The following is a 23383-nucleotide window of genomic DNA, read 5'->3' as shown; positions in this document are numbered from 1 at the left end:
CTGTTATGGAGACAAATACCTCGCAAAGGATAGAGCAGACCTCCAAGGAATCAGCAAAACAGGGGGAGGCGGTTCACATGTTAACCCAAGTGTCTAAGGCAATAACGAATTTGTCAGATTGGGCATTGCGAGGTAGAGGCAATCTGGAAGATACGGATGAAGGACTTCGTCTGACTTCGGATGCAGGGGAGAATGTGATGGCCATATCGGCCACACGAGCCGATAATTTTATCTATGAAGCGGATCTGATGATTCAGGATATGAAAGCGGATACGAGTCTTGTTTTTCGATCCAATGATACAGGTTGGTCTTCATATATGCTGCAAGTGGTTCCCCAGACTGGTGTGATACGTCTGAGAGATGCCAGTGGACAGCCGGGAACGTTAAATGTAGAACATAAAGCAAACCTGGAATCTGGAGGTATCTATCATCTGAAAGTGAAAGCGGACGGAGAGAGCCTGCAGGTATATTGGGATAATCGGTATGACCCGGTGATTGATGTGAAAGACAGTGCCTACTTGTCAGGTAATCTGGGGCTTCATGTGTGGGATGGGTCGGCTTTGTTCCAGAATGTGCAGGTTAGTACCCTGAATGGCAATATCGGCAAAACGATTAGCATCTTAGGTGAATGGCAGCCGGATTTGAAAGGATATAAAGGGAAAACGAACGCGCAGGGGAAAGGGAGAGTCATTTACGAGAAAGCGGGATCTGATTTTGTATATGAAGGAAATATATCTCTTGCCAATGCGAGTAGCACAGCTGCGCTGGTATTCAGGGCAAATGCAGATGGAACGAAGGGATATGAAGCAGCCCTGATTCGGGAGGGAGAAGAAGTTCGGGTACAACTTCGAAAAGCGGACGGTACCGTGCTCGCCAGCTCGAATCGCAAGTTTCCAAGCCAACCGGGAGCGAGGCATCACATCGAAGTTATAGCCTCGGGCAGCTTGATTCAGGTCTATTTAGATGGGTACACGCCTGCCGCTGTTGAGGTCACAGATAAAAGCTACGCTAATGGAAATGCTGGACTTGTCGTTCAACAAGGCATCGCTTATTTTCAGGATATCTATGTGACGGAAGAGTCGGTGTACTACAAGGAGAACTATCGCCCTCAGTACCATTATTCTCCGATTCGGGGATCGGCAAGTGATCCAAACGGACTGGTTTATTACGAAGGTGAATATCATCTGTTTCATCAGGATGGAGGCACCTGGGCTCATGCAGTCAGTTCTGATCTTATTAATTGGAAGCGTTTACCTATTGCGTTGCCCTGGAATGATCAGGGCCATGTATGGTCGGGATCAGCAATTGCTGATCTGAATAATGCCTCCGGTCTGTTCACGGATTCGGGCGGAAAAGGTCTGATTGCGTACTACACTTCCTATCATCCAGATAAACCTGGTGGCAATCAGCGTATCGGTCTCGCCTATAGTACCGATCAAGGCCGGAATTGGCAATACGCCAAAGATCGTCCGATTGTTATTGAGAACCCTGGCAAGAATGGTGATGATCCGGGAAGCTGGGATTTCCGTGATCCGAAGGTCGTCCGGGATGAAGATCACAACCGTTGGGTGATGGTGGTGTCCGGCGGGGATCACATCCGGTTCTTTACTTCAACCAATCTGCTCGATTGGACCTTAACCGATAACTTCGGATATGGCGATTATGTTCGAGGTGGTGTGTGGGAGTGTCCAGATCTGATTCAACTGCCTGTAGATGGAACGGGACAACGTAAGTGGGTGCTTATGATCAGTACAGGGGCTAATCCGAAAACTCAGGGATCAGATGCGGAATATTTTGTAGGCCAGCTAACAGCTGATGGTAAATTCATGAACGATCATCCGGCTGGGCAAGTGTTGAGAACGGACTTTGGTAAGGAGTTTTACGCGTCGATGTCCTTTGCGAATATGCCAGATCAGCGGAAAGTCATGCTTGCATGGATGACGAACTGGGATTATCCGTTTGAATTCCCAACTTCCTCATGGAAAGGACAACTGACCATACCGAGAGAAGTGTCTCTTCGAACGACGGATGAAGGAGTGCGTTTGGTACAAACACCAATTACTGAACTCCAGACTCTGAGGCATAACCTGTATAGTGCACAACAAATGATCATTGGACCAAAAACAAAAAATCCGCTGGAGGGCCTAACGGCAGGGGCGTATGAGATTGAAGCTGAAGTGGAAATTCCGGCCAACAGCTCTGTAACCGAGTTTGGTTTTCAACTGCGTCAAAGAGAAGGGCAGAAGACCACTATAGGATACAGAGTAAATACGCAGAACATGTTCGTGGATCGCACCACCTCGGGGGACGTAAGCTTCTCCGACTTATTTACCAAGGTTCATGAGGCCCCGTTACAACCGGATAATCGAAAGGTGAAGTTACGTATATTCGTCGATGAATCCTCTATTGAGGTCTTTGCCAATGATGGCAAGGTTGTCTTCTCAGATGTCATTTTTCCAGATCCAGCGGGTAGGGCAATGGCTTTTTACAGCCTTGGTGGGGAAGTGAAGGTGAGCTCCATGAAGGTGTATGATTTAGATAACATCTGGAGAAAGAGCACTTCCTCCAAGTCTCAGGTTATTGCAGATATGCAAAGAAGAACGGCGAATGTTGGGCAGACACAAACGCTGTACGCCACGGTGGAAGGCAGACCCGGAAAAGGTGCCACTCAACCGTTGAAATGGAAGGTAAGCAATCCTAAAGTGGTGCAAATCATTCATTCTGATAAAACGAAAGCGACGGTTCGAGCTGTGGGTGGAGGCGAAGCAGTAGTAACGGTATCAACTGCAGACGGCAAAGCTTCTGCCCAAATACCGATAACGGTATCCAGTGGCATATTCCATACCAACTTGTCCGGCTGGAAGTCGGATAAGTCATCTGCTCAATGGCTTATTTCCAAACAAGGCATACAGGGCAACTATAGTGGAGATACACAATACATCGCACAGGAAACGGCAGGGGATTTTCAATATAATGCTGATCTGACGCTGGGTGCTCAGGGTGGAGCAGGGTCTATTGTATTCCGTGCAAGTGAGGATGGACGAAGCGGTTACTATTTAAACATTGACCCGAACCTGAAGTCCATCCGACTATTTTATAAAGTGAATGGAAAAATCGAAAATCGACAGGTGCTTGCTCAAATCCCGAGATTCATTCCTAAAGATCATACGTATCACATCCGGATTCAGGCGAACGGTCCCCGAATTCAGGTTGATGTAGATGGTGAGCGAATTCTGGATCTTCAGGATGGAACGTTTGCCGAAGGACATTTTGGACTTCATGTGTTCGGTGGGAATGCGTCTTTCCAGAATGTGAATGCCATCCATAGGAAGGAAGCAGAATTGGAGCAGGTGATGATTCATAACGCAGAACGTCCCGTTGCGGTTCAAGCTGTTCCATCTGAAGCAGGAGAAGTGATTAAGGTTGCTGACGAGGCAGGGAATGCAAGTGAAGGCTTCAAATGGGTACTTGTACCGACAGGCGATGATTCCGGGTCTTACTCCATTCGAACCTTGAGTGGAATGTCTCTTGATTGGGATGTAGGACAGAATCGTATTCAGCTCTATTCGTATCTGGGTTATGCGAATCAACGCTGGAACATTTCAAAGAATGCCGATGGGACGATGCGCATTACAAGTTCTCATAACGGGAAAGCACTTGGCGTATCCGAGGATGGGGCGGAGCTGGTAATAGATGAGTATCGTCAAGAGAACGAGTATCAAAAGTGGGTTATTAAGCCACAATAATAGAGAAAAGAGGTGCAGTTATCTCCAAGCACGCTCACGGTGAACATTTACGAATTGTTTTCGCTAGTTTTATGCCTATCGTTCGCTTTTATGTGTTATTTGCATGTTAACTATATCTTTTGGGTTGCCTAAAATCGTAGATATATGTATAATCAATCGTGTTAACACGTCGAACGTACGGTAGTAAATGATGTGGGTGAGTTCATGGAACTGCTGGACAGCAATGAGAGCAAGAAGAAGATGTGCCAGTATTATAATGAAATTTCGAAGGAACTGTTCGGCTTTGGTACCACTCTCCTGAGAGTGACCATTGATCAGAACATTGTGACCTTCTACGCGAAGCACCGACGTTCACCGCGCTCTGACGCCCTGGAAGGGGAGGCCCCCGGCTTGAAGCTGGAAGTGGACTTCCGCATGTCTGTCTTGTATAAGAAGAAATTCAGGGAGAAGTTGGAGCAGCACATGGGTTTGCCAATCGAAGCTGTATTACGGGATTACGATGCGTCCACGCAGTGGGCCATTACGAATGTGATATTGGAACAAGCATAGGGTGAATCGACAGGTTCGATGCATGCGATGCACACAATTCTAATTCATCATTCGGATTCCGAACAATTTCATATGATGGCGTCTGACTTCGGATTGATTCTGAAGCAGAAACCGATGATGTACCGGCAGCGGGTGTCGCTTTCCTTTGTTTACGAAGAAAAGTGTTCTTGTTTATACAAGAATGCTTTTCTTTTTGTTTTTTTAAGTTGAACTAGCCCTAAATAACGCGTGTACTTCGAAAATCAGAAGACCTTCCGATCGCTGTTATCCCCAGGTTCTTTCTGTTTTCTACGTGAATTGCGTTATCGGCTAGTTCATCTTAATGGTTGGGTTGTTAAAACACACATATCAGGGGGAATCAGGATCATGATGAAAAAGTGGATTAGCGGTTTGGCGGCAGTGGCAATGACATCGGTGTTACTTGCAGGATGCGGCAGCAGTACAGAGAACGCAACAGGCGGATCAGGCAGCGGAGGCAAGGCGCCAAACAAGCTGGTCATCTCCACTTGGGGTTTCTCGGAAGATTTCTTCAATGAAGAAGTATTTGGTCCATTTGAAAAAGAACATAATGTAGACATCGTGCTTGAAGTGGGTAACAACGCTGAGCGTTTGAACAAAATCCGCCAAGGTACATCCAATGTTGATGTGATCTATTTGTCCGATTACTATGCACAGCAAGGTATTGATGAAGGGTTGTTTGAGAAAATCGACCGCTCCAAAATTCCGAATGTGAACGATATTTATGATATTGCCAAAGCACCGCTTGGCGAAGATTACGGCCCGGCCTACACCGTTGGACAGCTCGGAATCGCTTATAACCCGGACCTCGTTAACAAAGAAGTCACTTCATGGGCTGATCTGTGGGACCCGGCGTTCGCAGGTAACCTGACCATTCCGAACATTACGGCAACAGCAGGCCCAATGGTATTGGATGCAGCTTCCCGTGTAGCCGGAAACGAAACATTTAATGAAGATGCAGCATTTGCGGAACTGAAAAAATTAAGCGGAAATGTTGTTAAATTCTACACGCAAACTTCCGAATTCGTGAACATGTTCTCCCAGGAAGAGATTGCTGGCGGACCGATTATGGAAATGTACTTCAAAGACCTGAAAGCCGCAGTGCCAAATGCGAAGTTTGTTACACCTAGCGAAGGTGCGTATGCCGTCATGAATACGATCAATGTCGTAAAAGGCAGCAAGAACAAAGAACTCGCCGAAGAATTCATCAACTGGCAGTTGAGCCAGGATGTACAAACCAAATCGGCCAAAGCTAAAGTGGATTCCCCGGTAAATACGAAAGTTGAATTGAATGCGGAAGAAGCGGAAGGCGTAACGTATGGTGCGGACGTCGTTGGCAAGCTGAACAAGCTGGATATGGAATTTGTGAATCAACAGGCCAAAGCATGGACAGATCGTTGGAACCGCGAGATTGCACAGTAAAACAAGTAGCCGATTGACTTAACTAAACTTTTTACACGAGAACGGAGAGGACAGAAATAACGTGAAGAAGCGAAGCGTTCGCCTTTATTCCCGGATTTTCCCTTTGAAGAAGGGAATTAAAAAAAAATCTGGGGATAACAGCGATCGGAAGGTTATTCTGTCATCGGAGTGGTAAGTGTAAATATTCTTTAATTGAACTTATATCATTTGCAGCAAGCAATCATTTAACGGCAGAGGAGTTGGGAATGTATGAGTGAAACAGGAAATCGTATCATTCTGGATGTGGATACCGGTATTGATGACGCGCTGGCGATTTTGCTGGCCGTCAAGAGTCGGAAGCTGGACATTCTCGGGATTACCACGGTCTGCGGGAACGTATCGCTCCAGCAGGCAACGGATAATACATGCAAAATTCTCGAGCTGGTGGGAGCACCCTCCATTCCGGTTATTGCCGGAGCGGCTGGGCCACTCACACGCAAGTCTCACTATGAGCACCGGGTACATGGGCAAGACGGATTGGGTGGTGCGCTGCCCGATCCTGCCGTGTCCAAGCAGGCGGATGCAGGTTTTGCCCCGGAATTTATCGTTGAACAAGCGAAGTTGTACCCAGGGGAACTAACACTGATCATGACCGCGCCGTTAACGAATTTGGCTCTGGCGTTAATGAAGTGTCCTGAACTACCTACATTATTGAAGGAAGTCATCTTCATGGGTGGCGTCGTTCGTGGGCATGGCAACGTTACACCTACTGCGGAGTACAACACGTACGCTGATCCCGAAGCTGCACGCATTGTATTGCATGCAGGTTTCGAGAAGCTTACCCAGGTGGGCTTGGATGTTACCCGCCAAACGCTATTGAATGAAGAAGCCATCGGACGATTGACTGATCCGGTATTGCGCGATTACGTGGCACAGAGCACGGAGATTTACATCAAGCGGTATGAAGAAATGAACGGCATACGCGCGTGTGCCCTGCATGATCCACTGGCCGTTGGCGTCGCGCTTGCCCCGGAACTGGTTGGACGCAAATCGTACTACGTCGATGTAGAGACGGCCAGCCGCTTGTGCGATGGTCAGATGGTATGTGACTTCCAAAACCGTTTGGGTGAACAGCCCAACACATTGGTATGCGAAACGGTAGATGCCGAAGCATTCCTTGAGTTATTTATTAACGCATTAAATTCTTAATTGCTCGACCCAATAAGATATTTATACGATTGCGGAGAGTGCAGAACCGATCTGGAGAAGCGAAGCGTTCCCCTTTATCCCCCGATTTTCTCCATTGATAAGGAATCAGAAAAATCGGGGGATAACAGGGATCGAAGGACGGTACTGCAATCGGAGTATCCGAGTATAAATCTCTAATTCTTATGTCAGGAGTACCGCGATGAAGAAATCAGTATACTGGCTATTGCTGCCGGGATTTGTGTTTTTGGCGGCATTTATGATCATTCCGATTGTCCTGACGATCGGATCGACGTTTTTTCAGGAAAACTCCTTCACGTTTGAAGGATACATGCATTTTTTCAGAGACCCTTACTTTTTGAAAATATTGCTTACGACGCTGCAGGTCAGCGTGGTCACCACTATCGTCTGCGTGGTGCTCGGATTCCCGACAGCTTATTATATTTCACAGAAAGCGCCGCGCCGCAAAGGCATTCTGCTCGCGCTGGCAATCTTCCCACTATTGACGAGCCCGGTTGTGCGCTCGTTTAGCTGGATGATTATTCTCGGACGCAAAGGGCTGATCAACAACGCCCTTGTTGGGCTTGGTATCGTGGACAAGCCGCTCGATATTCTGTATACGCCGGCAGCCATGATGATTGGTTTGACCCATCTGTTCCTGCCGCTCATGATCATTTCCCTGGTCGGTGTGCTGGAGAACATCGATGGTGATCTGCTCAAGGCAGCACAGAGCCTGGGTGCATCCCGCTTCACGGCATTCCGCCGGGTGGTGTTCCCGCTGGCTGTGCCAGGGCTTGTGATCGGAGCCGTACTTGTTTTTGTCGGAAGCCTGACGGCTTATACAACGCCTGCGCTTTTGGGAGGCAAACAACGCGTCATTGCGACGTTCCTCTATCAGAACGCCATGACCCTGAACGACTGGTATCTGGCCTCGGTCGTTGCTGCGATTATGATTGTCATTACGTTTGTCGTGGTCGGTGTCATGAACAAAATGGCCAAAACTTTAAATCCGAAGGGGTAGACATATGCGGGAGAAACATATCGGGCTGGGCCTGTTCAGTCTGCTGGTCTTTATCTTTCTGCTGGGCCCGCTTCTGATCATATCGGTCACTTCGTTTGAACCGGGGACGGTACTCAAATTTCCGCCGGAGGGCTTCTCCCTCCGCTGGTACGAGAATATTTTCAACACAGGCGGTTTCCTCCGCACGTTCCAGACGTCCATCATCATTTCCCTGCTGGGGAATTTGCTGGCGCTGTTGCTCGGGGTTCCGGCTGCGTACGCACTTAGTCGTTATGATTTCAAAGGCAAGTCCGTGCTGAATGCATTGTTTTTGTCTCCGGTACTCATTCCGGGAATCGTGCTTGGTTTTACATTGATGAAATACCTGATCGTGATCTATCATCTGCCGATGTATCTCGGTCTGCTGATCGGCCACACGATTATTATGCTTCCATTTATCATTCGCGTTATCGCATCGAGTCTGTCGAGCTTTGACTTTGCGGTAGAAGAAGCAGCCCTGAGTCTCGGCGCAGGACGGGTTAGAACGTTCTTCCAGATCGTGCTGCCTAACATTCGCTCAGGAATTCTCGCGGCGGTGCTGATTGCCTTTCTGGAGTCGTTCAACAACGTGGACATTTCCGTGTTTATGACCGGACCAGGGGTAAGCACATTGCCAATTCAGATGCTGACCTATGTAGAAAATTATTTTGACCCAACCATTGCAGCCATTTCCGTGCTTTTGATGGTATTAACTGGACTTTTAATGTTCGTGATCGAACGGATCATGGGCGGATTCTCATACTTTACTAAACGTTAATTGGAGGCGCAGAACGCTATGGCATTGCTGACATTGGATCGCGTATCGGTGGCTTACGATAACCAGACGATCCTGAAGGATTTTCAATTGGAGCTGGAAAAAGGTAAGCTGCTCTCCCTGCTCGGACCGAGCGGTTGCGGCAAAACAACTACGCTGCGCCTCATCGCCGGATTCCTGGAAGCAACACAGGGCAAGTTTATGTTCGGCGGCAAGGATTATACGAAGGTTCCGGTCAACAAGCGGAATTTCGGATTTGTATTTCAGAGTTATGCGCTGTTCCCGCATCTGTCTGTCTATGACAACGTGGCCTTCGGCCTGCGGATGCGCAAGGTAAAAGACAAAGACATTTCTTCACGCGTAATGCGTATCCTTGAAGTGGTAAACCTGAACGGCTTCGAGAAACGCTTCCCGCAGGAACTGTCCGGTGGACAGCGTCAGCGTGTGGCGATTGCCCGCGCACTCGTCATTGAACCGGATTTGCTGTTGTTCGACGAACCGCTCAGTAACCTGGATGCCAACCTGCGGCTGAATATGCGGGTGGAGATCCGCCGGATTCAGCAGGAACTGGGCATTACGACACTTTATGTCTCTCATGATCAGGAGGAGTGCTTCTCCATCTCGGATCAGGTAGCGATTATGAACAAAGGCGTTGTCGAGCAGCTCGACCGCCCGGAGACTATTTTTAAATACCCGGCCACGGAATTTGTAGCTCAATTTATTGGCTTCCACAATTTTATTGAATTCGCAGAGCGCAGTGATGCAGGAGAGGTGATCACGCTGAAAGCGGGTGGTCGTTTGTTCACAGCAACAGCGCATCCTGGAACAGCACGTCCCGGTGCACGCAAAGGTGCGATTCGCCCGGATGATCTGATGGTTAGTGGAGATACCTCCGGGGACATGGCAAATGCATTGCCTGGGATTATCAAAGTAAGCACGTACCTTGGACGCAGTTATCAGTACGTCATTGAGACAGAACTTGGTGACTTCACAGCCAATCAGGAGATGGAGACACCTTATCTCAGCGGACAGCGGGTTAATCTGATTTTCCCGCAGGATAAACTTGTCCTTGTGGAATAGCAGCAGGAAGCAGCAGCAAAAGAGGCATTTATCAGCTGAATTCAGAGCAATATAGCTAATTGTAGCTGCTGCTCTGGATCGCTGTAAGATGCTCATGGAGAAGGAGATTATGCCCCATGCGTGCAGATCAACTAATTAAGAATGTACATGTGTATAACAGTTATTATAAACGATTCGAAATGAACAACGTGGCTGTACTGGACGGTAGGTTTATGTATGTTGGTCCAGGCGGCCCGGAGATGATTGAAGCCGATGAAGTGATTGATGCACGCGGACGTTACATGATCCCGGGCCTTATTGATATTCATCTGCACATTGAGAGTACAATGGTGACACCAGCAACCTTTTCCCATGGCCTGATCCGCTGCGGGGTAACGTCCATTGTGGCGGAACCGCATGAGATGGCGAATGTGTTTGGGCTGGAAGGTGTGCAGGAGATGATGTCGGCAAGTCGTGAGACAACGGTGGACATGTTCTACGCTATCCCAAGCTCCGTTCCGGCGACGCCGATGGAAACAACAGGTGGTTCAATCGAAATCGAAGACATGGATGTTCTTCTGGCTACTGGAGAGATCATCTGTCTGGGTGAGATCATGAACTATGTGGACGTCATCCGTGATCCGGAGTGCAAGACCAATCAGATTCTTCAGCATATTCGCAAAAACTATCCAGATCTCGTAATCGAAGGTCATACACCGAAATTGCTTGGGCTGGATCTGCACCGACTGATCTATGCGGGCATCGATTCGGATCATACGCATCAGAGCATTGAAGGCTTGCAGGCTCGAATTGCGGCAGGCATGTTCATTGAAATCCAGGAAAAATCGATGACGCCAGAAGTCATGGAATACCTGATTCAGCATGATGTTGCTCAGCATTTCTGCTTCGTAACAGACGATGTTATGCCGGATTCGCTGGTGGAACGGGGACATCTGGATCATATCGTACGTAAGGCCATTCGGATGGGTATGCGCCCCGAAGATGCGATTTACGCTGCAACCTCAACCCCTGCATCCCGTATGAAAATGACTGATCGCGGTAGCATTGCCCCAGGCAAAGTGGCGGACTATGTGCTGCTGTCCAACTTAGATACACTTGCAGTAGAGCAGGTATACAAAAATGGCCGTAAAGCTTATGACGACTACGAACCGTACAAGCAGGACCGAATTAGTGGACAGTTCCCACCTCACTTTTACCAAAGCGTGCAATTGGATTTGTTGGGAGCCGAGGATTTTGCAATCCGTTTGTCTGATCCGAAGGTGAATGGGCAAAGTGAAGCGTCCGACTCAGATGCACAGTTATCTGAAAATGGTGTAAACAACTGCCGAGTTATGATGGTGAAGGATGGTTCAACCTTTGTGGAAGAACATATTGCACAGGTTCAGGCTGCGAATGGTGAACTGCTCTGGGAAGAAAGCGAATATGGACAGATTGCGACCTTTGAACGTTATGGTGTGAACGGTAACCGAGCACACGGTTTGATTGGTGGAGACACGATCAAGCGTGGTGCCATTGCAACAACATATTCACATGATAACCACAACCTATTGGTCGTAGGACGCAATCGTGAAGATATGATCTTAGCAGCTAACACGGTAATTTCGAGCCAGGGTGGATTCTGTGTGGTGGAAGACGGCAAAGTGTTGTCCCATCTCGAACTTCCTGTGGGTGGTATCTTGACGGAGGAACCGCTGGCGGTGGTGTCACACCAAGTGAAAGAGCTGCGTGCAGCGATGTTGTCTCTTGGTTATGTGCACTATAACCCGATCATGTCCATCAGTACCCATTCCCTTGCGGTAAGTCCGGCTCTGAAAATTACGGATCATGGCCTGATTGATGTGAATGCAGGTAAGGTTGTATCGTTGATCGTGGAATAGTGTTTAATTATAAAAAATGGCGACACCCCAATTCACAACCATCATGTTTTGAATTGGGGTGTTTTTTTATGTGCAGGATCAAACAGAGAGGACTTGGAAGTGGTTCATTATTTGGACGAAGCAAATGAATACATATATAGTAAGAAGAAAATGTTCGGAGCCAACGCCAGGAGGATAAGTAGCATTTATGAAAAAATTAAATAAAACAAGAGCCATCTTTTTCGATGTAGACGATACCTTGTACGACCACTTACAGCCGCTAAAAGGAGCACTACAGGAAGTTCTTGGTTTACCGGATGATTTCCCGTATGGGGAGGCATATCATCGCTTCCGTTATTATAGCGACTGGCTGTCTGCTCAAGAGGATTTGTCGGCTGTACCCGAACCCGAAGCGGTTGAACGGATGCGTCATCGCAGATTTGAGCTGACCATGGCGGAACTTGGATATCCTCTACAACAGGGGCAGGCTGAAGAACTGCAAGCACGGTATTTGAGTAGACAGTTTCAGATTCAGCCCTTTGAGGGAGCATATGAACTTATCCGAAGACTTCTTGCAGAAGGGCATAGGGTAGGGTTAATTACCAACGGAGAAGGAAAACATCAGCAGCGGAAGCTCGAAGCTCTGGATGTATTCAGTCTTATTCCCGAGGAACGGATTTTCATATCGGGTACCCTTGGTTACGCCAAGCCGGATCGCAGATTATTTGAGCATGTAAGCAGGCAGACGGAATCGGATTCCAGTTCCAGTTATTACATCGGCGATTCATGGCGTAATGATGTTGTTGGTGCAGTGGATGCCGGATGGAAAGTGATCTGGTTCAACCATCGTGATGCTTTGCCAGAATCAGAGCATCAGCCACATCATGTAGCGCGCAGTTATGAAGAGATAAGCCGGGTCCTTACATCCGAGTTGGTTCATCAATAAAGAGTGTTCATATGCAGTGTGTGATGTTTTTAGACTTGATCAAGTCCGGTTCCCTCATGGGGATCCGGGCTTTTGTTGTTGTTGCATGTAGTTTACAAGGGGTGGGGTGAGGATTGTCATTGTTTATCGGTGAAAATCGAGGTATAGATACGAGATACGTTGTATAACAGTGTCAAAGGTTTTTTTACACGGGCCAAACATGAAGCGTAGCTTCATGGAATCTTCATTCGAAAGAGTAGGCTAAAGTCTTCACAAAGGATAAGGGCAGTGTTATAATTAAAACAAGATTTAGATTAAGTCTAAATTAAACAAACGGAAGCAAGTTAAATGACGTTATCAAATTCAAAACTATATGATACTCGAGAGGGGATAAATTCCATGAGCACAATCCAAACTAGAAACAATACTTTTGCAAACCATACCACTGAACTTCAAGATGTCCTGAACCGCCAGATTGCAGGTTGGTCTGTACTGTACACCAAATTGCACCACTTCCACTGGTATGTGAAAGGTCCTCATTTCTTCACACTGCATACAAAATTCGAAGAGTTGTATAACATGGCTACAGCGAATATGGACGAAGCCGCAGAACGTCTGTTGGCAATTGGTGGACGTCCGGTCGCAACGATGGCTGAGCAACTGCAGTTATCACCTGTTGAGGAAGCACAGGGACAGTTGTCAGCTGAAAAAATGGTAGAAACCGTAGTTGCTGATCTGCAAGCGATGGTGGGTGTTATTAACCAGGGTATTCAAGCAGCTGGCGAAGCTGAGGATAATGCGACTGAAGATATGCTGATTGGATTCACTGCTGCCTTGGATAAAGAGGTCTGGATGTTAAACGCATTTCTGGGCAAATAAGCTAAGATACCCTGCATCCTGAACAACGATATGTAGAGTCCGTGAACAAAGTGCCCGTTCGCTTACAAATCCGGTGTGCTTGCCGTATAATGATGGCATTCAAGATGTATAGATTGGTGGAGTGAATAATGCGGACAGACCTGGATGAACTGCGGAATGAAGCTGAACGGTTTATATATAAATGTTATAAAGAGCTGGGCCATTCGCGTGAAGACGCGCAGGCCCGGCTTGTTGCCGTTTTGAACGAGATTGAGCACACAGGCACATATGTGCATACTGCGGATGAATTGGAGCATGGCTGTAAAATGGCATGGCGGAACAGCAATCGCTGCATCGGGCGGCTGTTCTGGGATAAACTGCGCATCGTTGATGCACGTCATGCAGATACGGTTGGAACGGCAGCGGATGCTGTGATGAAGCACATCCGAGCGGCCTCTAACGGAGGCAAGATCATACCGATGATTACGATCCTTCCACCGGACGGTCCGAAGGGAGCCCCCGTGCGGATCTGGAATCACCAGTTGATCCGTTATGCCGGATATGAGACGACGGAAGGCGTTGTAGGCGATCCTGCATCTGTTGAGCTTACGAAGACAGCAATGTCGCTTGGCTGGCAGGGGGAAGGTACGCCTTATGATGTGCTGCCATTGATTATCCAGGCTCAGGGACAAGCTCCAGAGTGGTATCCTGTGCCCGGGGAAGACATCGTGGAAGTGAGGATCGAACACCCGGAACGTCCCGAGATTGCTGAACTGGACATGCGTTGGTACGGTGTGCCGATGATTGCCGATATGCGGCTGGAGATTGGCGGCATATCCTACCCTGCAGCCCCATTCAACGGTTGGTATATGGGAACTGAGATTGGCGCACGCAATCTGGCAGATACGTTTCGGTATAATAAACTACCAGTGGTAGCGGCAGCACTTGGCCTGAATACATCGAGTGAAACGACACTTTGGAAGGATCGAGCATTGGTAGAGCTGAATGTAGCTGTTCTGCATTCGTTCAAGAAAGCAGGCGTCAGCATTGTGGATCATCACACAGCGGCAGCGCAATTTGCCTTGTTTGAGCAGCGGGAGGAGAAGGCCGGGCGCGAGCTGACAGGCGATTGGGTCTGGCTGATTCCGCCGGTGTCTCCGGCAACGACGCATATTTTCCACAGTTCCTATCGCAATGAGATTGTGAGGCCCAACTTTTTCTATGGAGACCATTCCTACAAACTAGATATAGAGAAATCGGAAGCTGAACGGTTGGACAGGGGGAAACAACAACCCGAGGGGGATGAGCAGCCTCAGGTTGAGAACTCACCAATGAAATGCCCGTTTGCACACTAATGTGCGAGCGGGTTGTTTTTTGTTTTTTTATCAAACCAAAGACTCTAAAATAGGAAATAAAGCTTAATATTATTTCTCTATATGGAAATTAATTGAACTTCTATAATGAGGATCATGACTTAATATAGGAGGGTTAGCTATGCACGGAGTTCGAAGGCGAGCTAAAGCCCGATGGGGTGGAAGTTCTTGAAGCGAAGTTTTACAAGCCGACGGAATTGCCTGAGAACACAGACCCTTATCTAAAAAGTAAAATTGAAGAAAATGCACTACATATAGCAACTTTATTAGGAGTAAATAAATGAATGGAAGCTGCCCACTGATGTGGGCAGTCTTGTGCATTTAAACTCGTTTCGATCTGTAACGGCTGCGCATTACTGCCTGAACGGCAATGGCAGCGGCGATCAGAAGCAGATTGAACACAAACACAGTATACAGCGATCCATGCTCCACAAGCAGCGCAGCCACCAGAGGGGACACGATCGAGCCGATCTCTGCCGCCGAGACAATTTTGCCTATGACGGAGCTCCTGCCCTCGTCCGGGATATGGTCCCCGATATGAGCAAAGAACGAATCCATGTAACATGCACCGCCTACACCGCCGATCAGCATACCCACGTAAACCAGCACATATGAAGATGTGCTCAGAAAAACCACCACTTCGATGCCAATCATCAGCATGCCGAACATACAGAGAAGCAGACGATCACCCATCCGATCAGACAGGTAACCGGCTATCGGAGCAGCCGCGAGTGTAGAGATACCAACGACGGTAAAGGCAAGACTGATCGCAAACGGGTCCCAGTGCATGATATGAGCCGCGTACAACGCAAAATAAGTCAGAAACACGGCATACGCGCTCATCTCCAGGAAATGAACCGTACCGTAGCCAATCAGTTGCTGCCTCCGGGTAAGTCCGGTGGACGGTTCAGGAGTGGTTGGGCTAGGAGTAGCGTTTACTGGAGAAACTGTATAATCCGCAGGCGTTGGTGTTGGTTTGGCATCCGTTAGAGACTCGTTTGAGGCGTGACCGTCCACCACATTTTCAGATACAGGATTGGGCTTTGCTGCTGTCTTCATCCCCATTGCCGCAACCACAGCCATCAGGCAGCACACGGTCACGAGTAAAAAAGGCACCGACAACGGCCAATGCAACGAGAGCCAGCCGCTGATGACCGGACCCAGCACCATGCCTCCGCCTTCACTGCTGCTGATATAACCGTTGTACAGCCCCCGATTGTCGACATTCCCTTCATCCCCAATTATGGAACGTACGACGACCGTAAGTCCGGTAGAAGCGAGCCCTTGCAGCAGCCGCAGCAGGCCGAATACGAGCGCGGCAGAAGATACAGCGAAACCACCCATACAAACAGCGAGCAGCAGCAGCATGGCAATAAGTGCCCGCTTGCCCCCAACTTTCCGATAGAGTGCCGCGGCGGGCACCCCGCCAATGACTTTGCCGACATAAAAGAGTGCAAAAATAACCCCCATCATCCAGCCGGACAGGCCGAATTCCTCAATAAACAAAGGGAACAGGGGCAGGATCATGAAACCGCCCATCTGACTAAGAAAACAAATGATCATCAGCAAAGGCAGGTTACGGCGAATATCCACGAACAGGACTCCTTTCACATGACTTGATTCCGAAATCCTCATGAAATCGCTCTACTTGGATGCGTAGATATCGACATATACCCGTAATGTATGCTGTATTTGTGAGAATAAGAAGAAATAACACATGGCGTTTACATCAAAACCATTGCGGATATAGCTGAATCATATATAATAGATGGGATTTGTAATGAAGCATGCATGAAAAGAAGTGTACAGGCTCAAGGTATACCTCAAGTTTAAAGGGGGCGAAATGAAGCATGTCAGAACAACAACCGATTATCCGGTTCGACCGGGTGACCCAGCAATACGATCAGGATGAAGCCGTATTGAAGGAAGTCAGCTTCGAGATTGAGCGGGGTAAATTTTATACGCTACTCGGCCCGTCAGGCTGCGGGAAAACAACGATATTGCGCCTGATCGCCGGCTTTGCGGAGCCGACACAGGGCAGTATTTATTTTAACGGTGCACTGATTAACCAAGTGCCGGCTCACCAGCGGCAGGTGAATACCGTATTTCAGGATTACGCGTTATTTCCACATTTGAACGTATTTGAGAACGTAGCTTTTGGTTTGCGGATCAAAAAAATGAAAACCGCTGAAATTCGCGGCAAAGTGCTGGAAGCACTCAAGTTCGTCAATCTCTCCGGTTATGAAAACCGTGAAATTGGCGAGATGTCTGGCGGACAACGGCAGCGCGTCGCGATTGCGCGGGCGATTGTGAACGAACCCGAAATTTTGCTGCTGGACGAGCCGCTATCGGCGCTCGATCTGAAGCTTCGGACCGAAATGCAGTATGAACTGCGCGAGCTGCAACAGCGACTAGGCATTACGTTTATTTTTGTCACGCATGATCAGGAAGAAGCCTTGGCGATGTCGGACGAGATCTTTGTCCTGAACGGCGGCGTTATTCAACAGAGCGGCACGCCGAATGATATCTATGATGAGCCGATTAACCGTTTTGTGGCGGACTTTATTGGTGAATCGAACATTGTATCCGGCAAAATGAAGCAGGACTTTGTGGTGGAATTCGCTGGCGCAGAGTACGAGTGTGTCGATCAGGGTTTGCAGCGGGACGAGCCTGTGGAGATTGTGATTCGTCCAGAGGATATGGAGATTACAACCGAGGAACAGGGCAAGATGCAGGTCAAGGTGGACTCCCAGCTGTTCCGTGGGGTGCATTACGAGATATCGACCTACGATGATGCGGGCAATGAGTGGCTGGTGCATTCCACGAAGAAAGCCGTCGTAGGCGCTCGTATTGGACTGTATTTTGACCCGGAAGCCATCCACGTCATGCGCTTTAACGAGACGGAAGAAGAGTTCGATAAACGTCTGGAAGCCTACCAAGAGGCCGTTCATGCAGACTAAGGCGAGTACACGCAATGCGTATCTGATTCCATATGTATTATGGATGGTGTTGTTTGTAGTTGCTCCGGTTCTGCTGGTGGTGTATTACTCGTTCTTCGATGTGGAGGGCAATTTCACGCTGGGTAACTACGCACGGTTCTTTACACCTGTGTACATGCAGATGACCCTGAGCTCGTTCTGGTATGCATTTCTGATCACGGTGTTCTCGCTATTAGTGTCGTATCCGACGGCGTATCTACTGACTCGTACGAAGCACAAGCAGCTGTGGCTGCTGCTTATTATTTTGCCAAGCTGGATCAATCTGTTGTTAAAAGCGTACGCCTTTATCGGCCTGTTCGGCACGTATGGCTTGACCAATTCCCTGCTTGAAGTGGTGGGCATTGGCACGCAACAGATTCTGTTCACCGATTTTAGCTTTATCTTTGTTTCGGTGTACATCTTCATTCCGTTTATGATCCTGCCGATCTTTAACGCGTTGGAAGAGATGAATCCGTCGCTGATCTATGCAGCTCGGGATCTTGGGGCATCGTCATGGCTGACGTTCCGCCGGGTTATCTTCCCGCTGACGCTCAGCGGAGTGAAATCCGGCTGTCAGGCCGTATTTATTCCAGCGCTATCCTTGTTCATGATTACCCGCCTTATTGCGGGGAACCGGGTAATTACGCTGGGAACAGCGATTGAGCAGCATTTTCTCGTCACCCAGGACTGGGGGATGGGTTCGACCATTGCCGTCTTTTTGATTATTGCGATGGCGATCATTATGTTCCTGACTGGATCAGGCAAGAAGGAGGTGCGTAATGGGAAGAAACGGAAAGCTGTCTAACGTCTATCTGGCCGTTGTATTCGCCATACTGTACGCACCGATTGCGTATCTGATCTTCTATTCCTTCAACAGTGGCGGGCATATGCGCGGCTTCGAAGGATTTACATTGGAATGGTACAGGGAAGTATTTGCCGATACCCGGCTGCTGATCATTGTACTGAATACGTTTATTATCGCGCTTCTGTCCTCGGCGATCTCGACGATGCTCGGTGTGGCAGGGGCACTGGCGATCTATCATGTGCGGCGCAAACGGACCAAGAATACGTTGCTGTCACTCAATAACGTGCTGATCGTTAGTCCGGATGTCATCATCGGTGCGTCCTTTCTGATTCTTTTCACCATGATTGGCATCAAGCTTGGATTCACTTCGGTACTGTTGTCTCATATCGCATTCAGCGTGCCGATTGTCGTAATTATGGTACTGCCCAAGCTTCAGGAGATGAGTCCGACCTTGATGGATGCGGCGCGCGATCTGGGTGCTGGATCATGGCAGATCCTGACTCGTGTCGTGCTTCCATACGTTAAACCGGGTATTTTTGCCGGATTCTTCATGGCATTGACGTACTCGCTGGATGACTTTGCGGTAACCTTCTTTGTCACGGGTAACGGATACTCCACACTCTCGGTGGAGATTTATTCAAGAGCAAGGCAGGGCGTGTCATTGTCCATCAATGCGCTGTCGACACTGCTGTTCCTGCTGACGGTGCTGCTGGTGGTTGGATATTACTTCATTAACCGCCGTGCCGCGCGTACGCCTGCGGGAAGGGGGCTGCGTCCATGAAGCAACTGGTTCGGACATTTGCAATTGTATTTGTGGCTGCCTTTGCCTTGATGATTCTCGCTTCGTACCTGAACAAGAGTCAGGGATATTCCGGCGGCAACACGCTGACGATTTACAACTGGGGCGATTATATCGACCCGGATTTGCTGAAGGAATTTGAGCAAGAGACCGGCATCAAGGTGATCTACCAGACGTTTGACTCGAACGAAGCGATGTTAACCAAGATTGAACAGGGCGGCACGACGTTTGATGTGGCGATTCCTTCCGAGTATGCGATTAGCAAAATGAAAGAAGAAAATCTGCTCATTCCGCTGGATCACAGCAAGCTGCCCAATCTGAGCAACATCGATCCGCGGTTTATGGACCTTTCCTTCGATGAGGACAACAAGTATTCCATCCCTTACTTCTGGGGAACAGTGGGGATTGTGTACAATCCTGAACTGGTTGATGGGTTAACGTTCGAGAGCTGGAATGACCTGTGGGACCCACGTTTGAAAAATCAAATCCTGCTGCTCGACGGTGCCCGTGAAGTCATCGGCATGGGGCTGAACAGCCTCGGGTATTCGTTGAACGATACGAATGAAGACCATCTGCAGGAAGCTTTGAAGAAACTGTCCACCCTCACGCCTAACGTCAGAGCGATTGTCGGAGACGAGATCAAAATGCTGCTGGCAAATGAGGAAGCGGCGGTCGGACTCGTATGGTCCGGGGATGCGTCAGAAATTATGGATGAGAATGACAAGCTGGATTACGTGGTTCCTGAGGAAGGCTCGAACCTTTGGTTCGATAACATGGTTATTCCGAAGACCGCGAGTAATATTGAAGGCGCTCATCAGTTTATCAACTTCATGCTGGACCCGGATCATGCGGCTCGTAATGCTGAATATGTCGGGTACTCTACACCGAATGCCGAGGCATTGAAGTTGCTTCCAGAGGATATTTCGGAGGATGAGCGATTTTATCCAGATGAGACGCTGACGGGCAAGCTGGAAGTGTACAATAATCTGGGCAAAAAAATGCTCTCGCATTATAATGATTTGTTCCTCGAATTTAAAATGCATAGTAAATAAAGGTATTCGAGTGAGATGTACAGCGTCTTTCTAATTCTCTAAAACTCCAATGGGAGTTAATGACCACCAAAAGCGCATGTACAGTTCGTTAGAATAAATAGGGGTGCAGCTCGTCATTTCAATTGAATGACGAGCTGCACCCCTATATTTTTACCCTGCTTCAGAGCAAATAGCTCAGGTAGGTTGTCTTATCCTTGTTTACACGTTAACGGAGGAGACAGAACAAACGAAGGAAGCGAAGCGTGCGCCTTTATCCCCGGATTTTCCCATTCTAGATGGGATTCAAAAAAATCTGGGGATAACAGCGATCCGAAGTTGTTCTGTCACCGCAGTGGTCAAGTGTAAACGACATAAGATTTACATGCGCTTTTTGCGACCCACAATGATCCATGCCCCGCCCATTATCAGCACAATCGCCACGAACGGTTGGACAAAGGACAGACTGTTAAGCATCGTGCCAATCGACATGACGGAGAAGAACAACAAGGAGATCACCGTCAGAATGTTGATCGGAATCAGCAACCATTTGTTACGGCCACCAAACCAATACAGTTCAAACAGACCTACGGCTACCGCAAGAATAAAGCCAGGCCACATGGTGCTCCAGTTACCGAAGAGCATGGCGATCTGGCTGACAATACCTGCCGTAAGCAAGATGCCCCCGGGAACCAGCAATCCGACCCCTCGTCCAATCATGGAGAAGTAGAGCCAGTGGAAGAATAGCCCCAGTGGAATCACAAAGAGGGTGGGCCAGAACGTGGCGAAGATTGTACCCGGACCGAGTGAACCTCCCTGGTTCAAAATCAGGTACACGCCGAGCAAAATAAGCACAGGCGCAAGAATGGTACGTTTAGCCATGATATCTCTCCTTTTCAATACAAGATCAATTCCCGAACGGTCATGGAGTATGTTTTCTCGTTATTCACAGCATACCATGAACCGCAAAAGGGGTTCCTCGGTCTTTGGAGTTAAACTGAACCTAGACTAAAGTCTAGGTTCAAAACATGCAATCCATATTCCCGTTAGAAGGATTGGGTTCGGAATTATTCAACCACGGGATGCATGGGTTGTTTGAGACTCGAACGGTATTGCCCGGGCGTCTGTCCGGTCCACTTTTTGAAAGCATTCTGAAAGGCGCTTTGCTCCGAAAAATGTAAGGCATAGGCAATATCCCCTACCGAATAGGTACCTTTCTGCAAATATCGCATGGCCAGTTCCTTACGTACCTGAACGGATATCTCATGATACGTTGTATCTTCTTCACGCAACCGGCTCTGAAGTGTGCGAATGCTCACTCCCAGATGCTCTGCGGTGTGTTGTAATGTGGGAAAGAAGGTTGGAAGGCTATCAGTCATCCACCGGCTTACTTTGCTGGAGAACGGTTGAGACGAATGAAGCTCGTCTTTGCTTTCCTGAGCCATGGTTTCAAAGACCTTCAGCATTCTTGCATCCGAATATAATACGGGCTGATTCAGAATATCCTTGTGCATTCGCAGGAACGTACGGGTATCCCCGAATCTCGGCTTTATTCCGAACATGTCAACATAAGGAGATAGATCGTTTGAAATCTCGGGGGCTTGGTGACCGAATCGCACCTCCTTTAACTCCACCCGGCGATTCGCCAGTTTGTTGATTAAATACACCATGGAGACAGCCATATCTTCCACACAATGACGGGACATCTGCTTCTCCGAATGCTGCAAGGACAATTGAAGGATCAAATCGGTTCCGGATACCTCCCAATCCAGATTAAATCCACTATATAAAATGATGTTATATCGTTGATATGCAGCGAGTGCATCTCCAATCGTCTTGGAATGCATCATGACGTAACCGGGAAGGCCAAGGTCCGCAAAGTCCAGCAGTTGTCCCTGGTTCAATCCAAAATACAGATCATCCGAGTATCTGGCAGCATCCTGCATAATCCGTTCCAACTCTTCAACTGGAATACGTGCTTCCGGATTTTTCATGATAGCAGGATCTAAACCTGCGTACTCGAAAAACGCTTCAGATTCATACCCTTTGTTCACCAGCGTCTTCATAATTGGATACAACATGGAAATGGACACACCGTGATTATGGTTGTTCATGCTACCCCCTTTTGCGCGAATCAGCAATGTTTCGGCGTCGTTGATCATTTGTTTATGTATGCGTTCATTCTATGCTTGTGATATGCCAGCTTCTTCGGCCTTCATGAACATTATTATACAGGAGGAACAGATGTATGAAATCTAATATTCTGGTGATTAACGGTCATCCTGATCCGCAAAGTTACTGCAAAGCATTAACAGAAGCCTATGTAAAAGGAGCCCGACAATCGGGCAGTTCTGTGGAGCTGATCGACCTGAGCCATATTCAGTTTAATCCGAATCTTCAGTACGGGTACCGGCAGCGGACGGAATTGGAACCTGATTTGGTGAGAGCTCAGGAATTGATCCGATGGGCGGACCATCTGGTGTTTGTATATCCGACGTGGTGGGGCGTGATGCCTGCAATTTTGAAAGGGTTTATTGATCGGGTATTTTTGCCCGGATTCGCGATGAAAGATCGGGAGGACTCGCCCCTATGGGACAAATTGCTGAAAGGAAGGTCTGCCCACATCATTGTGACTATGGACACACCACGCTGGTACAATCGATTCATTTACAGACATGCAGGGCATCGGGTCATGAAATCCAATATTCTCAAATTCTGCGGGGTCTCCCCGGTACGTATAACCGAGATTAGTCCAATCAAAGGCTCCACTGAGGCGTTCCGCCTGAAATGGCTGGATAAATTGATGGAGATGGGCATGAAGCAAAGTGCCAGAACTAAACCCCATGCTGGTCAGTCAGAGAATCCCAACCAACAAGTTTAGCCCAGCCTTTAGTAGCCATGTAGTTATATTAGCTATGTCACGTTGCTTTGCTATGTGAAGAAGCCC

General features: G+C 48.3%; 19 protein-coding genes. 16 read left to right on the top strand and 3 right to left on the bottom strand.

From position 1 onward, the window contains the following. The first annotated feature begins 77 nt into the window (after nucleotides 1-77). The 11 genes from RS891_RS29585 (at nucleotide 78) to RS891_RS29535 (ending at nucleotide 14808) form a co-directional block, all read left to right on the top strand. Nucleotides 78-3746 (top strand): GH32 C-terminal domain-containing protein, encoded by a 3669-nt coding sequence (locus tag RS891_RS29585; RefSeq protein ID WP_315793898.1) that lies wholly within the window; start codon nucleotides 78-80, stop codon nucleotides 3744-3746. Between the two features lie 204 nt (nucleotides 3747-3950). Continuing rightward, nucleotides 3951-4295: a Na-translocating system protein MpsC family protein gene (locus RS891_RS29580; RefSeq protein ID WP_024632855.1), complete on the top strand. Its 345-nt coding sequence runs from the start codon at nucleotides 3951-3953 to the stop codon at nucleotides 4293-4295. 369 nt (nucleotides 4296-4664) lie between these two features. Next, nucleotides 4665-5735, top strand: coding sequence for an ABC transporter substrate-binding protein (locus RS891_RS29575; protein WP_113053341.1), 1071 nt, complete (start codon nucleotides 4665-4667; stop codon nucleotides 5733-5735). A 249-nt stretch (nucleotides 5736-5984) separates the two neighbouring features. Next, on the top strand, nucleotides 5985-6923 hold the full coding sequence (locus RS891_RS29570) for a nucleoside hydrolase (RefSeq protein WP_113053014.1): 939 nt from the start codon (nucleotides 5985-5987) through the stop codon (nucleotides 6921-6923). 199 nt (nucleotides 6924-7122) lie between these two features. Continuing rightward, nucleotides 7123-7941: an ABC transporter permease gene (locus RS891_RS29565; RefSeq protein ID WP_063567190.1), complete on the top strand. Its 819-nt coding sequence runs from the start codon at nucleotides 7123-7125 to the stop codon at nucleotides 7939-7941. Between the two features lie 4 nt (nucleotides 7942-7945). After that, complete coding sequence (locus RS891_RS29560) at nucleotides 7946-8737, top strand: ABC transporter permease (RefSeq protein WP_024632851.1); 792 nt, start codon at nucleotides 7946-7948, stop codon at nucleotides 8735-8737. Nucleotides 8738-8755: 18 nt separating this feature from the next. Beyond that, on the top strand, nucleotides 8756-9814 hold the full coding sequence (locus RS891_RS29555; protein ID WP_063567191.1) for an ABC transporter ATP-binding protein: 1059 nt from the start codon (nucleotides 8756-8758) through the stop codon (nucleotides 9812-9814). A gap of 116 nt (nucleotides 9815-9930) precedes the next feature. Then, nucleotides 9931-11691 carry an adenine deaminase gene (locus tag RS891_RS29550; RefSeq protein ID WP_315793897.1) on the top strand — a complete coding sequence of 587 codons (1761 nt, stop codon included), beginning with the start codon at nucleotides 9931-9933 and terminating at the stop codon, nucleotides 11689-11691. Nucleotides 11692-11878: 187 nt separating this feature from the next. Further along, complete coding sequence (locus RS891_RS29545) at nucleotides 11879-12616, top strand: HAD family hydrolase (protein ID WP_315793896.1); 738 nt, start codon at nucleotides 11879-11881, stop codon at nucleotides 12614-12616. Nucleotides 12617-12994: 378 nt separating this feature from the next. After that, nucleotides 12995-13474 carry a Dps family protein gene (locus RS891_RS29540; RefSeq protein WP_113053011.1) on the top strand — a complete coding sequence of 160 codons (480 nt, stop codon included), beginning with the start codon at nucleotides 12995-12997 and terminating at the stop codon, nucleotides 13472-13474. 128 nt (nucleotides 13475-13602) lie between these two features. Then, the gene (locus tag RS891_RS29535; protein WP_315793895.1) at nucleotides 13603-14808 is read left to right on the top strand and encodes a nitric oxide synthase oxygenase; all 1206 of its coding nucleotides are present in this window, start codon (nucleotides 13603-13605) and stop codon (nucleotides 14806-14808) included. 339 nt (nucleotides 14809-15147) lie between these two features. Here RS891_RS29535 and RS891_RS29530 read toward each other — a convergent pair whose 3' ends face one another. Continuing rightward, nucleotides 15148-16419: an MFS transporter gene (locus RS891_RS29530; RefSeq protein ID WP_315793894.1), complete on the bottom strand. Its 1272-nt coding sequence runs from the start codon at nucleotides 16417-16419 to the stop codon at nucleotides 15148-15150. 257 nt (nucleotides 16420-16676) lie between these two features. Between RS891_RS29530 and RS891_RS29525 the strand changes: the two genes are divergently transcribed. Genes RS891_RS29525 through RS891_RS29510 form a run of 4 tightly spaced genes read left to right on the top strand, consistent with a single transcriptional unit; the run spans nucleotide 16677 to nucleotide 20460 of the window. Continuing rightward, nucleotides 16677-17786, top strand: a complete 1110-nt coding sequence (locus tag RS891_RS29525; protein WP_113053008.1) for an ABC transporter ATP-binding protein — start codon at nucleotides 16677-16679, stop codon at nucleotides 17784-17786. Next, a complete protein-coding gene (locus RS891_RS29520; protein WP_024632841.1) occupies nucleotides 17776-18609 on the top strand; it encodes an ABC transporter permease in 834 nt (277 codons plus the stop codon). The genes RS891_RS29525 and RS891_RS29520 overlap by 11 nt, the downstream gene beginning before the upstream one ends. After that, nucleotides 18584-19390: an ABC transporter permease gene (locus tag RS891_RS29515; protein WP_064641797.1), complete on the top strand. Its 807-nt coding sequence runs from the start codon at nucleotides 18584-18586 to the stop codon at nucleotides 19388-19390. The genes RS891_RS29520 and RS891_RS29515 overlap by 26 nt, the downstream gene beginning before the upstream one ends. Further along, nucleotides 19387-20460: an ABC transporter substrate-binding protein gene (locus RS891_RS29510; RefSeq protein WP_315793893.1), complete on the top strand. Its 1074-nt coding sequence runs from the start codon at nucleotides 19387-19389 to the stop codon at nucleotides 20458-20460. Before RS891_RS29515 ends, RS891_RS29510 begins: the two co-directional genes overlap by 4 nt. A 357-nt stretch (nucleotides 20461-20817) precedes the next feature. Here RS891_RS29510 and RS891_RS29505 read toward each other — a convergent pair whose 3' ends face one another. Both RS891_RS29505 and RS891_RS29500 read right to left on the bottom strand, forming a co-directional pair. Next, nucleotides 20818-21318, bottom strand: coding sequence for an NfeD family protein (locus RS891_RS29505; RefSeq protein WP_113053006.1), 501 nt, complete (start codon nucleotides 21316-21318; stop codon nucleotides 20818-20820). Between the two features lie 185 nt (nucleotides 21319-21503). Further along, nucleotides 21504-22550 (bottom strand): AraC family transcriptional regulator, encoded by a 1047-nt coding sequence (locus RS891_RS29500; RefSeq protein WP_315793892.1) that lies wholly within the window; start codon nucleotides 22548-22550, stop codon nucleotides 21504-21506. A gap of 134 nt (nucleotides 22551-22684) precedes the next feature. Between RS891_RS29500 and RS891_RS29495 the strand changes: the two genes are divergently transcribed. Beyond that, the gene (locus tag RS891_RS29495) at nucleotides 22685-23317 is read left to right on the top strand and encodes an NAD(P)H-dependent oxidoreductase (protein ID WP_315793891.1); all 633 of its coding nucleotides are present in this window, start codon (nucleotides 22685-22687) and stop codon (nucleotides 23315-23317) included. Nucleotides 23318-23383: the final 66 nt, after the last annotated feature.

Source organism: Paenibacillus sp. BIC5C1, from assembly GCF_032399705.1.
Lineage (GTDB): Bacteria > Bacillota > Bacilli > Paenibacillales > Paenibacillaceae > Paenibacillus > Paenibacillus taichungensis_A.
Note: the sequence above shows the minus strand (reverse complement) of the source record. Positions and strands in the feature narration are given on the sequence as shown.